This is a genomic window from Endozoicomonas montiporae CL-33, assembly GCF_001583435.1.
In the GTDB taxonomy this organism is placed as follows: Bacteria; Pseudomonadota; Gammaproteobacteria; order Pseudomonadales; family Endozoicomonadaceae; genus Endozoicomonas_A; species Endozoicomonas_A montiporae.
Window position 1 is genome coordinate 3,061,150 of record NZ_CP013251.1, and the last position, 13,389, is coordinate 3,074,538.

Sequence of the window (13,389 nt, forward strand, 5' to 3'; positions counted from 1 at the left end):
TCTGCTCTCCTTTACCAGGTAAAAGCCATAAAAAAACCGTTAACATTTAACTTCAAAAAGTACTCCTTTTTACTTCAAGAGCTTCTTCAAAAACCGACCATAAATCCCTTGCTGCTTTTTCCCAAGTAAACCTTGTAGCATTGTTTTTAGCTCTCGCAGCCAGCAAATCTCGCTGTTTTGAATCCATCATAGTTCGCAACCCTGATGCAATAGACCTGATACTGTATGGATCAATAAGGATACCAGCATCACCGGCCACTTCGGGCATAGATGAGGTATTGGAAGTCAATACAGGGACACCAAAGGAGTTAGCTTCCACTATTGGCAGGCCAAATCCTTCATAGAGTGCAGGCATCACCAAAAAGCTGGCATGGGCATAAAGGTTAGCCAGCTCATCTTCAGATACATAACCCAGTTTACGTACATGGTTTGACAGGCCATAACGAGTAATCAGGTTTTCAACGTTCACACCACCCCATCCCTTGCCACCAACAATGACCAACGGATACTTTTGCTTTAGATCTTCATCAAGGATTGCATAAGCCTGTAAAAGTCGATTTAGATTTTTTCTTGGCTCAAGCGTCCCCACAAAGAGGAAGTAATCCCTTTGAATGGCAAATTTATCCAGTATTTCAAACGTTCCATGGGTTGGTAAAATAGATACGCCAGGATAAACAACCCGAACCTTATCAACGGCAAAGGGGTATTCTGTGACTATAGCTCGCGCAGTACTTTCAGAATCCGCCACAATCCGGTCAGCCAGTTTAACCGCCTGAGGCATTAATAATTGCTCCATCATTCGGCTAAGCGGTCGCATAGTCTCTCCGGCATGTTTCCAGACTAAATCATGGATCGTCACAACCTTGGCCACTGACTCAGGCAAAAACTTTGGCAAACGGTGAGTAGCTCCCCAAAATACATCTACATTATCCTGGTTAGCCCAGGTTGGCAGAGTTGTCTGGGACCAGAGCATTCGGGCAGCTCTGTTTTTGGAGTTAGCGGTTCGCAGGGTGACATTTTCTGTAGTCCAGTTATATTGACCAACTGGACTACCACAGTAAAGAAAAAACTCTCCCGGTAAGCTAACCAACTCCCTGCTCAGCTCTCCGGTATAGCGACCAATTCCTGTTATTTGCTCCGATAGAAGACGGGCATCAATCCCGATACGCACTTCACTGACCTTCTTTATACATCCATTCCAAAGTTTCACGCAGGGGAATAGTACCAATATTGCCTACTGCTTCCAAAAGCTTGCGGTTATCGCCACGGAGAATTTTTATCTCATTATCCCGAACAAAAGCAGGGTTCACATTAATGCTTATGGAGTAACCAGCAATATCAGCCATCATAGATAAAATTTGTACCAGACTGGCCGCAACACCAGAGCACACGTTGAATGTTTCTCCTGCATAGCAACCATTCAGAAGGCACTTATAAACGCTGGCAACCATTCTGACATCAGAAAAGTCTCTGGAAATATCGATATTCCCCAATTCAATGCTTCTTTCACCACGCTGAAAATGAGAGACAATTTTGGGAAGTAGAAAATTATGAGACTGACCCACGCCAGTATAGTTAAACGGCCTGACAATTGTTAAAGGGAGTTTATCCATCCATAACCGAGCCATATACTCCATGGCCAGTTTGCTTATGGCATAATCATTAACAGGCTCTGGGTAGGTCAATTCATCAATAGGATCTACCACCGCATTTCCATATATATTGGCACTGCTTGTCAGTAAGATAGATTCTGGCACTTTACTGGACTCAGAAAGAGCCTGTAGTAAATTCCTTGTCCCTACAACATTTGTGCGGTACATGGCATCAGCGTCATCATGGGCAACAAAAGTTACTGCAGCAAGATGGGCAACATAGTCAGGTTTAACCTCACTGACAAGATTGCGAACCTGCTCAAGGTTACAAAGATTTACTGCATATTCCCCCGGCAGCAGGCATGGCTCGTGACCATACACCGTACCAAATACCCGATGGCCAGAGGCCTCCAACTCAGCCGCCAGAAACCTCCCCGTGAATCCCCTTAAGCCGGTGATGAGTACGGATGGCATTTTAGAAAGAGCTCCCCTCTTGAACACGACGCAAATCGGCTTTTACCATCATGGCACACAGTTCTTCCAGCGTGGTTGTCGCTTCCCAGTCCAGATTTTTTTTGGCTTTTTCCGGATTACCAATCAAAAGGTCTACCTCTGCCGGACGATAGAATCGTGGGTTGACGCAGAGGATCGTCTGACCAGTAGCGGTATCAATGCCCACTTCATCAACACCCTCACCTTGCCACTCGATATTAATATCCAGAGCCTTGCAAGTCATTTCAACAAAGTCACGAACCTTTTCTGTACGCCCGGTCGCAAGGACATAGGTATCAGGCTGTTCCGCCTGCATCATAAGCCACATGCCTTTTACATAATCTTTGGCATAGCCCCAATCTCGTTTAGCTTCCAGATTTCCGAGATCAATGTGAGATTGCATACCGAGCTTTACACGTGCCAGACCATCGGTAATTTTGCGGGTTACAAACTCCAGCCCACGCAGTGGAGATTCATGGTTAAAAAGGATGCCACTGGCACCAAAAATATCGAAACTTTCACGATAATTAACCGCCATCCAGTGGGCATAGACTTTTGCACAACCATAAGGGCTTCTAGGGTAAAGCGGAGTAACCTCGGATTGGGGAACCTCCTGAACAAGGCCGAACATCTCAGAGGTGGAAGCCTGGTAGAACTTGATCTTTGGATTCACGATACGGATCGCTTCCAGAAGATTTACCGGACCAATACCTGTGATCTGAGCTGTAGTTACTGGCTGGTCAAAAGAAACGCCTACGAAGCTCTGAGCTGCAAGGTTGTACACTTCATCTGGCTGAGTTTGTTCCAGCAAACGGATGCTTGAGCCAAGATCTGTTAGATCATATTCCAGAAGATGCAGGTTAGGGTGATTACGGATTCCAACTTCTTCGATACGCCAGAAGTTTGTTGAAGCAGTTCTTCGGTAAGTACCATAAACTTTATGACCCTTCTCTAAAAGTAATTGCGCAAGATATGCGCCATCTTGTCCAGTAATACCGGTGATAATAGATGCTTTCAAAAGAAATCCTTATTATTTAAATAATTAAAAACGTATATTAAGTTAAAAGTGACCAGTTCATTAATACCGTAAATATGTTAATTAACGCAAACTGCAACATGGCAACCAATATTCTATGAAGCATATACAAACAATTTACCGTAACGATATAATGATGCATTTTTGTATTGAGGAGATAACCGTAGGGAGATCAACAGTTGTATTTCAGCACGCTTATTAGTATTGTCTATCATCATACTATTATGATCAACAAAGATTATTGAGAGTTAATAGAATTAATTGCATTATAAACAGAAGTTGCTGTTTCACTCCATGATTTTGTTTTATATTCATCTTTAATACGCTTTGTAAGTTTTATCCTGTAATTTTCATTACTAATCAAATTCATTATTGTTTCCGCCCATTGATCTGGCCTCCATGGGTCAGCGTACAAAACTAAGTCTTTGCCTACTTCAGGGAGTGAACCTCCATTGGAACAAACTACTATTTTACCTAAAGACAGAGCCTCTCCAACTGGTAGACCCCAACCTTCATAAAAAGAAGGGTAAACGCAAAAAACAGCATTTTCATATAGCGTTAACAATTCGGCATCTGAAACACTGTTTAATTGAATAATAAGGCCCTGAATACAAGGGTCAAGATCAATATCATTCAGTAAGTCATTAACACCCCATCCTGGCATACCAACAAAAACTAGTTTAGGTAATTTTTCATAGTCTCCATTTTGACAAAGCATATGATAAGCTCTGTACAACACTTCATGATTTTTTCTTCTCTCAATAGTTGATACATAAAGAATAAAAGGCTTGCTAACAATATTTTGTATAGTCTCACTAATATCAAGTTTATCAGCCTTAGTCACTGTGTCTCCTAATTTAATTACTCCCGTTGGAACCTTGCATCCACCAGTTTTATCAAGAAATACTTTTAAATCATTTTCACTTTGTTGAGATATGCATAGTATTAAATCAGAGCCATCAGCCACGTCAAGAAAATATGAAGGAAATATTTTAGCGATATTTTCAAGGCAATATTGTGGATACAAAATAGGTATAAGATCATAACAGCATGTGATTATCTTTATTTTTTGTTCTTTTCTTAAATAGAAAAAATTCTTGTAGTACTCATAGTTCCAATCAGCACCAAAAGAAATAAAAATGTCTCCTTCATGGAAAATAGATTTTGACTCTGTCACTAATTCAACTTTATTTTCTTTGCAAGCTTCCAAAGATTTTTTTTCAAAGGACCAAATTCTTTTCTTTATATTGCGAAAAAAGCTGAAAATTTTAAAAAGAGGAAAATATAAATTTCTCATTAAATGAAATAAATAATATTTACTCCACTTAGGTGATAGATATACAATGCCATGTGCGATAGATAATAATGCATCCCTTTTTGATGTCACTGTGGATGAAAAAAACTTATTTTCATCTTTTATTTTATCAACATGGTCTGAAGTAGATAAGCTTGGTTTTTGATCATATTCAACAAAGGAATTTCCATTCCATAAGCACTCTCCAAATGAGCCTTGAGGGTATAGTTTTTTTAAATGCCGCTTTAGCTCAGCTTCAACGCGTACAATGCCAACCGCCGGGCGGTTCCATGCAGCACTTGTTGTTACGTTTATCCATATTTTTTGCCTTCTTTCAGATAACATGCTCTCATCACTTTGTTAAAATATTTTTTGCCAATATAGGTAAGTTTTTTAAACAGTTCTTCCATAGAACACGCTGTCGTTTAGATTTAGCTTTTTCACTTAATACAAAAGGTTTAAGATTCATAATATGGCGCAGAGCTTTCTTAAAGTCAGCTGGGCCATCTGCTATAAAAACGCCCTCATCTCCAATAAAGTCTTCAAAACCTCTCATAGCTACTGAAGTAGAAATAATGTATTTACCTGAAAGTAATGCCTCTGCTGTTTTAAGATTTGTCCCTCCCCCCTGTGTTATAGGGAGAACACAACAATGTGACAGCTCTACGAGACTGCAGAGTAGTGGCTCGTCTACTTCACCTGTTATAAGCAAACGTTCTTTCAGATTGGCTGATTTAGCTAGCCTTTCATCAGCCATGACAGCTGGTCCTACATTCCCTACCACAACAAGTGCTTCTTCTGGGTTCAAAGACCCAAAACCGTCACCAAAGATTTTATAAAACCCTGTTATATTTGGAAGATGAGCACTACCACAGAAGATGGCATACTTCTTTCCTTGAGTTGCCTCTCTGGCCTGAGCAATGCTATCAACTGACACTACCCTATCACTAACACCATTTTGTGCAAGAATAGTTGGTTTATCTGTTTGCTTGCGCATCCATTGTAAATCATTTTTTGAAACGCAAATAACACCATCTACATTATTGATAACTTCTTGTTCAAGACACCGAACTAAAGAAGCAGCTTTCTTAGCTGTGCTTTTGCCCAGAAATGTCTCTATAATTTCTTCTTTGAGTTTGTATTCAATATTCTGTGAGCCATAAATTATTTTGGTATGAATTTTTTTTTCTTCAATATATCTTTTCAAAAAGGAATAAAGCCAAGGCTGCTCTAAATGAATTATGTCAGGATTAACACGTATTTTGGCTAAAAGTTTATCGTACCAAGCATTGTCAGATAAAAATAATTGGTTCGTAGCATAATCTTCCATGTAGCGAATATCTTCAACCACGTTCCTTAACAGATCAAAGCCAGGGAATTCCAAAAAACCTTGTTCTTCGGGATAGTGATCATTCCCTAAAACCCCTGCGACATCGACATTATAACCAGCCGCTTTATAAGTCTTAACAATATTGTGAACTCTTAACTGCCCACCATGCAGTGGGTTCTTAATTGGGTAATTACAAAGAACTAGTATATTCATCATTATTTATTGAAAGACCTAGTAAGATTAGATATTTTTTTCAGTGCACAAGTGATTTTCCATGACCTACTCAGTAGTATCTCATTCTTGAATTCAGATAAAGATTCAACTTCTTGTAAGAGCCTTTCTATTTGATAATCTTGCTTTTCAATATTCTTGGACAAACAAGCAACATCATTGGACAAATGAGCAATATCATTGGATAAATGAGCAACACATGATTTCAACTTTCTATCCTCCGTATCATAACCCCAATAACCAAAAACATCTCTAAGGAGGTTAGTTGTTATTACAGAAGAAAGTTTTTTACCTTCTTGGCTATTCTCTAAGTTGCAATCAAGTAGATCACTTAACCATATGCTCTTTTTATTTATAAGGCTTTTATAACTGATAGCGTTTCTAAAACGTTTGGCTCTATTTTCAAGGTAAAAACTTTCTAATCCAAAGTATCGCGCCTCAACCAGAATAGAAGAACTAATAGCGCAAACTGCAGAAACTCTATTTGAACAGAGTAACTCATATGCAGATGAGGAATCGTCTATTTCAACATCATAACGGTTGCTTAATTTTTCATATAGCTCATTGTCATGAACATGAGGATGTTTACGGTATAAAATATGAGAATACTTTTCCGCTAAACTATCAAGAGTATCAAAATAAGACTCTACTGTTTTGAACTCATTATCAAACCACACACTTTTATCGTGTGGCATTTGCCCAAAAAAAAACAAGGATGACTTTTTTTTACTGTTATTTATATTGCCATATCTTAGCTGCAAAAGGCTGGCACATAAATTAATATATTCATCAGTTATTGAAAGGCTGTTAGTATTGCATTCAAATGAAGAGTCTAAAGAAAAGTATAAATCATCTAAAAACCGTAATGGATGTATAGAAAAATTAATCCACTTGATGTTTTTTTTATCTAAGTATGACAAGTAATAATCTGGTAATTCAAAACCAATAATGGCTGTGTCAACCAAGTCAATATTATCTAATCGATGTATTTTTTTGTTTTGAAAAGCCTCCATCCATATTTTTATTTCAATGTCAGATTCTTTAAATACTTTATTCTCATCAGTAACAAGACATGAGCAATCAACACCTAGACTAGAAATAATGGGGGAAAATAAGTGATACAGTCTATATACGTTACGATCCTGACAGCTCCTATATAAATCACCTAGAAAAATAACTTTACGTATCATTCAAAGCCACCTTCTGTAGCAGATATATATTAACCTGTCCCTCTACCCCTGGAATCAATTCCATATCTTTGCTCTGCAATAGCTCGAAGGTGTTCACACCCGAAGATGAGAATTTATAAACATTTTGGCCGTAGGTTTTTTTTACTTTAAATTCATTAGGTAAGAGCTTCAAAAAGTCTGAGTTCTTATAATGCCTAAAATGAAAGTGATGTGGATTCTTTTCTAGAGGATGTATGTTCTGGTTAGGGATAGATACTAAGAGCAGCCCACCAACCTTCAAACTACAAAAAATATTATCAAGCATTAATCTATCATCTTCCACATGCTCTAAAGACTCAAAACATATTACAACGTCAAAAATATTTTCTGGTAACTTAAAGGGAAATAACTTGTATGAAAATAGTGTGTTTGGAAGAGAATAATACTTATTAGCTGAATCAATTGCTTCCTGGGAACCATCTATTCCAGTTATATGTAAATTTTTAATATCGTTTGCTAATGAGTATACACCGTATCCATTACCACAAAAAACATCAATAGCACTTATTTGTTTATCGCCAAAATATTCTTTGATGACCTTCTTGGCGAGTTCGTATCGTACTGTGTGATCAAGCCGAATATCCTCAAGAGCTATTCCAGTTTGCCTTTCACCGCTATGTAATGAATAATCTTTTTCTGAGACAACATTATTTGATAATTTATTTGATTCCATTTCCTTATTATCAAAGTGATAGCTTATGAATTTCAACATCCGCCGGAGCATAAAAAATACCACCAAAATTATTATTCAAAAGTTCAATTGGAGTATTTATTGCTATTTTTCTAGCACAAAATACTCTGTCGTAAAAAATCGGAGAATTAAAATCAGGTTTTATTCCTATATCAATCCGATAATCGCCAGAATAAAAAGGGATAATTATTTTCCACGTAATAACAATGCAGTCACCTCTTTGCATTGATGGTAGTTTCTTAGAATAATAATTTGAATTGCAACTCAATATTGGATAACCTGACTGATCACCTAAAAGTAAACCGACAGAAGCTCCTTCATTTACATCAGCGTTAGCTTGTATTGATGCTCTAAAGATAACGGTGTCTTGGGGGTTGCAATTATTAATTGCACAACCATTCTCGTCTAATGCCTGAAATGATTTAAATTCTAATTCCATAGTGCCAGCTGATTCAAGAGCAACAGAATTCTTTCTTAAATCTTCATCAATTTGGTAATGATTTGTTTTTTTACTATCAAACACAACCTCTTTATGATTTTTTCTGCTTACTTTCAAAGCTTGGTCATTTTGATACAGGTCACATATCTTATCAGTGTTGCCGTACCCTTTTACATAACTATCTGCTAAATATAAAGTTCTATTGCAAAACTTCCTAACTTGACTCAAAGAATGACTCACAAACAAAATAGCCACTCCTGAATCAAGTAAATTTTTCATATGTTGTATGCATTTGGCCTGAAACGAAAAGTCACCCACACTTAAAGCTTCATCAACAATCAAGATATCGGGAGAAGTCATTGTCGCAACAGAAAAAGCAACCCGTGCCTGCATACCACTGGAATAAACTCTCACAGGTTGATCTATATAGTCACCAACCTCAGCAAAGGCTTCAATCTTCGGCATCAGGATTTGAATATCTTCAATACTTAACCCCATCAATTGTCCAGACATAAATATATTTTCACGTCCAGTAAAGTCAGGATGAAAGCCCATGCCTAACTCTAACAGTGCAGCTACTCTACCATTGACTTCTACGGTTCCTGTTGTTGGCTGCGTTGTGCCAGTTATCATCTTTAACAGGGTACTTTTACCTGCCCCATTTACGCCAATGATCCCTACCGCTTCACCAAGCTGAATTGTGAAGTTAATATCCTGCAGCACCCAGTGTTGGCTGTGGCGTTGTTTTTTACCAGGCAAAAACCATTCCGCTAACCGATCCCATTTACTGTGGTATTGCTTATAAGCTTTGCCTAAATTCTTAACGGTTATAGCATTCATCAAAGCTCATCCACCATTTCACTAGCATGTTTACGGAACAGAGTAAAACCCAGGCCACAAAGCAATATTCCCAAACTTAAAGCTGGAAGCAACCCATACCAGTCAGGCCATACTCCATCTACAAGAATGGTTTGGCATGCTTTTATTACACCTGCCAAAGGGTTAAACACCATATAGGGCTTTACCCACTCCGGAAGAATTGATGGCGGATATACTATAGGGGTAAACCAAAACCAGAATTGCAAGATAACTTCAAACAAATGCCCAATGTCACGGAAGAAAACATTCAGTACACCCAAGGTTATACCTAAGCCAATAGCAAAACTGACCATAACCAGCAGAACAGGGATAAGTGCAAAATACACAAAACCCGGAAATAGCCCGGTTACTATGAGAAAGACGGTAAAAATTGAAAATATAATCAGAAAATTCAATAAGGCATTACACACCACTGTGACAGGCAAGCATAGCCTTGGAAAGTTTATCTTTTTTAATAAATTAGCATTTCCAATAAATACATTTTGAGCACGGCTGGCAATTTCTGAAAATAAGCCCCAAGTCAAAATACCAGCACAGAGAAATACGCTATATCCCATACTGTGATCAATATTTGGTAATCTGGCATGCATTACTTGAGAGAAAACGACAGTGTAAACAATAATCATGGCGAGCGGGTTTAGCACACTCCAGGCTGCACCCAAAAGAGAGCTTCTATATTTCATCTGAAACTCTCTTTTTATATTGCTAAGTATAAAGCCACGATATGCCCACAGTGATTTACAGACAACAGTTAGCATTGTTTTATATTTACTCTAATTTTTTAAGTGAAATTGGATATAACAGCTTCGATATCAGCCAATTTTTTATGAATAATGCGATTATCTGCTTTTGTTTCTATATTAACTCTTAGTAATGGCTCAGTATTTGACGTTCTGATATTCATACGCCAATTACTAAACTCCATACTTACTCCATCACAAGAGTCAATTGTTAAAACCTCCTTAGAAAAGTGAGTTTTAACCGCATCAATACAAAGTGTACTATCTTTTACTCTGTAATTAATTTCACCACTGCACAGGTATGCCTGCATACGCTCTTCCATAAGTTCAGAGAGAGTCTTAACGGTCGTGCAAAGCAGTTCAGCCACAAGCAACCACGGAATCATCCCACTATCACAATAAGCAAAATCCCTGAAATAATGGTGCGCACTCATCTCACCGCCATAAATAGCATTTTCCATACGCATCCGTTCTTTAATAAAAGCATGTCCAGTCTTTGATTGAATCGGAATGCCATCATTCTTTCTAACTATATCTATAGTATTCCAAGTTAGTCGAGGATCATGAATAATTTTCTCACCTGGAGATTTTTTTAAAAATGCCTCAGCCAGAAGCCCAACAATATAATAACCTTCAATGAAATGACCATTTTCATCAAAGAAAAAGCAACGATCAAAATCACCATCCCACGCAATACCCATATCAGCCCCGTGTTCTTTTACAGCTGACGAGGTTGCTTCACGTTTTTCCGGGAGCAAAGGGTTGGGAATACCATTTGGGAAAGTTCCGTCTGGTTCATGATGGATTTTAATGAATGTAATCGGTATATTTTCTTTTTTAAACCGCGATTCTATAGCATCAATAACATGACCAGCAGTGCCGTTTCCGGCATTTACAACCAGCTTCAAAGGTTTAATGTTCTTATAATCAATAAAGCCCAGCACATGTTCTACATAAGCATCCAGTATGGAAAGTTTTGTTAAAGAGCCCCGGGTAGCTGATGTTGTAAAGTCCTGATTTTCAGCAATTCTTTTTATTTCTTTCAACCCAGTGTCTCCACTGACAGGCTGAGCACCTCTCCCCACAAATTTCATGCCGTTAAAGTCAATCGGGTTATGGCTGGCAGTGACTTCAATGCCGCCATCTACATCAAGATGAAACGCTGCAAAATAAACTTCTTCTGTACCTGTAGTGCCGATATCAATAACATCAGAGCCTGCATCCATCAGACCTTTGGCAAGGGCTAGTTTCAACGCCCCACTACTCAGACGAACATCACTGCCAACCACCACTTTTTTAGCGTTTAAATGCTGAGCATAAGCACGACCAATTCGATATGCGATTTCTTCATTTAACTCTGTTCCCAGCCTGCCCCGAACATCATAGGCTTTAAAACATGTAAGACTTGTCATTCCGCCCTCCCATAAAGATCATTCAAGCGAACAATATCATCCTCTCCAAGGTAGCTGCCTGTCTGTACTTCAATGAGCTGTAAAGGAATTTTACCCGGATTCTCAAGCGCATGAACTTCGCCAACAGGAATATAGGTTGACTGATTTTCTGTTATTAAAAGCTCTTTATCCCCAAGTGTCACTTTCGCAGTCCCACTGACAACAACCCAATGCTCTGCCCTATGGTGATGTTTTTGAACAGATAGTTTCTCACCAGCATTAACCGTAATTCGTTTTACCTGAAACCGTTCTCCTGAATCAACCGAGTCATAAAAACCCCAGGGTCGATAGACTTTTCTATGCACCAGGGCTTCAGCCCGGTTGTTTTCCTTTAATGTTTTTACAACCTTTTTAACATCCTGAACACAGTCTTTATGAGCAATAAGAAGAGCATCGTCGCTTTCTGTAATAACAAGATTTTCGACTCCAATAGCTGCAATAAGGCTTTTCTCAGAGTGTACATAACAGTTTTCTACATTATCTAAAATAACATCACCCTGAACCGTATTATTGTTGTCGTCTTTTTGTCCTAACAGCCATAAAGCTGACCATGATCCTACATCACACCACCCTGCATCCATGGGTACAACCACTGCACTGTTTGTTTTTTCCATAACAGCGTAATCAATGGAGTTATCGGGACATTGTTCTAATGCCTCTTCGCTCAGGCGAATGAAGTCTCTGTCTTTAACTCCTGCTTGATAAGCACTGACACAGGATTCATGTATGGAAGGCTCCAGAATGTTCAACTCACTCAAGTACTGTCTTGCACTGAATAAAAACATTCCTGAATTCCAGTAATAATCGCCTGAAGCTACGTAATTTTCTGCCGTGATTTTATCTGGCTTTTCTACAAATTTTTCAACAGGCTGAACGCCACTGTTACCTTTGGACTTAATGTATCCATAGCCCGTTTCAGCGTGTTCAGGTACTACACCAAAAGTCACTAACTTGCCTTCAAGAGCAGATTCTTTTGCCAGCAGTACAGCCTGCTTAAATGCGTTGGCATTGATTATTACATGATCTGCAGCCAGAACTAACAACAGTGCATCTTCCTCAACATCTAGTGAATCTAATGCGTTAAGTGCTGCCACAGCCACGGCAGGTGCAGTATTACGAGCAAGTGGTTCAAGTATGATACTGTCTAAACAGATACCTGCATCGCGACTCTGCTCAGCAACAATAAACCTGTGCTCTTCATTCGCCACTACAACCGGCGGTGAATATATTTCAGATTCACAAACTCGTTCCAGTGTGTTCTGCAGCATAGTCTTATCACCGAACAGTGATAAAAACTGCTTAGGATAAAAAGCCCTGGACTGAGGCCAAAGGCGACTTCCATTGCCACCCGATAATATTATTGGTGTTATTTTCATGTTGATAACCTTATTAGTGCTTATGCATCAACTTTAATTTGGTAAAACGAAAAGCAAAGCTGCTCTTCAATTCTGCACTTTGAAAACCCTTTTTATACTCCTGCATTCTTATATGGCTATAATGACAATGTTCAAACGGCAGCATAATAGAAGGAGATCAGAATATGCATGATGAGACTCTGTACGAAAAAGATTTCTACCAGTGGACACAACAGCAAGCCGCACTCATTCGTAAGGGCCGACTGGGAGAACTTGATTTGAACAATATTCTTGAGGAAATCGAAAGCATGGGCAGAAGTGAACATCGCCAGCTGGGTAACTGTCTGGATGTTTTACTGATGCATCTTCTGAAATGGCAATATCAGCCCGATCACCAAAGTTCTAGCTGGAGAGGTTCTATAGAAGAGCAACGAGTTAGAATTCGTAAACTCATCAAGGAGAACCCAAGCTTAAAGCCCAAAGTACACGACACTTTGCAGGAAGCTTATGCGCTGGCAAAAATTGGTGCCTACAAGGAAACCGGGCTCTCGCAGGACGTTTTTCCTAAGCACTGTCCTTGGGATTACGATCAGATTATGGATGAAGCTTTTTGGCCTTAGAAGGTAGTCA

At 38.8% G+C, this 13,389-nt stretch carries 12 protein-coding genes; 1 reads left to right on the forward strand and 11 read right to left on the reverse strand.

The annotated features are described in order from the left end of the window. Positions 1-52 precede the first annotated feature (52 nt). The 11 genes from EZMO1_RS14045 to EZMO1_RS14095 form a co-directional block, all read right to left on the reverse strand. A complete protein-coding gene (locus tag EZMO1_RS14045) occupies positions 53-1,228 on the reverse strand; it encodes a glycosyltransferase family 4 protein (protein WP_082211565.1) in 1,176 nt (391 codons plus the stop codon). Further along, positions 1,173-2,066, reverse strand: coding sequence for a GDP-mannose 4,6-dehydratase (locus EZMO1_RS14050; RefSeq protein WP_034872769.1), 894 nt, complete (start codon positions 2,064-2,066; stop codon positions 1,173-1,175). The genes EZMO1_RS14045 and EZMO1_RS14050 overlap by 56 nt, the downstream gene beginning before the upstream one ends. Before the next feature lies 1 nt (position 2,067). Next, positions 2,068-3,102, reverse strand: a complete 1,035-nt coding sequence (gene gmd / locus EZMO1_RS14055; protein ID WP_034872767.1) for a GDP-mannose 4,6-dehydratase — start codon at positions 3,100-3,102, stop codon at positions 2,068-2,070. A gap of 256 nt (positions 3,103-3,358) precedes the next feature. Beyond that, complete coding sequence (locus EZMO1_RS14060) at positions 3,359-4,759, reverse strand: glycosyltransferase family 4 protein (protein ID WP_051789265.1); 1,401 nt, start codon at positions 4,757-4,759, stop codon at positions 3,359-3,361. A 7-nt stretch (positions 4,760-4,766) separates the two neighbouring features. Continuing rightward, entirely contained in the window at positions 4,767-5,960 is a 1,194-nt protein-coding gene (locus EZMO1_RS14065; RefSeq protein WP_051789264.1) for a glycosyltransferase, read from the reverse strand. Then, positions 5,960-7,165, reverse strand: coding sequence for a polysialyltransferase family glycosyltransferase (locus EZMO1_RS14070; protein WP_034872766.1), 1,206 nt, complete (start codon positions 7,163-7,165; stop codon positions 5,960-5,962). Before EZMO1_RS14070 ends, EZMO1_RS14065 begins: the two co-directional genes overlap by 1 nt. Then, a complete protein-coding gene (locus tag EZMO1_RS14075) occupies positions 7,155-7,877 on the reverse strand; it encodes a class I SAM-dependent methyltransferase (protein WP_160173999.1) in 723 nt (240 codons plus the stop codon). The genes EZMO1_RS14070 and EZMO1_RS14075 overlap by 11 nt, the downstream gene beginning before the upstream one ends. 10 nt (positions 7,878-7,887) lie before the next feature. After that, positions 7,888-9,174: an ABC transporter ATP-binding protein gene (locus EZMO1_RS27805; RefSeq protein WP_051789262.1), complete on the reverse strand. Its 1,287-nt coding sequence runs from the start codon at positions 9,172-9,174 to the stop codon at positions 7,888-7,890. Next, a complete protein-coding gene (locus EZMO1_RS14085) occupies positions 9,174-9,896 on the reverse strand; it encodes an ABC transporter permease (RefSeq protein ID WP_420809907.1) in 723 nt (240 codons plus the stop codon). Before EZMO1_RS14085 ends, EZMO1_RS27805 begins: the two co-directional genes overlap by 1 nt. A 98-nt stretch (positions 9,897-9,994) precedes the next feature. Further along, positions 9,995-11,365: a phosphohexomutase domain-containing protein gene (locus tag EZMO1_RS14090; RefSeq protein ID WP_034872763.1), complete on the reverse strand. Its 1,371-nt coding sequence runs from the start codon at positions 11,363-11,365 to the stop codon at positions 9,995-9,997. After that, positions 11,362-12,780: a mannose-1-phosphate guanylyltransferase/mannose-6-phosphate isomerase gene (locus EZMO1_RS14095; RefSeq protein ID WP_034872762.1), complete on the reverse strand. Its 1,419-nt coding sequence runs from the start codon at positions 12,778-12,780 to the stop codon at positions 11,362-11,364. Before EZMO1_RS14095 ends, EZMO1_RS14090 begins: the two co-directional genes overlap by 4 nt. A 164-nt stretch (positions 12,781-12,944) precedes the next feature. Between EZMO1_RS14095 and EZMO1_RS14100 the strand changes: the two genes are divergently transcribed. Beyond that, positions 12,945-13,379 (forward strand): DUF29 domain-containing protein, encoded by a 435-nt coding sequence (locus EZMO1_RS14100; RefSeq protein WP_034872761.1) that lies wholly within the window; start codon positions 12,945-12,947, stop codon positions 13,377-13,379. Positions 13,380-13,389 lie beyond the last annotated feature (10 nt).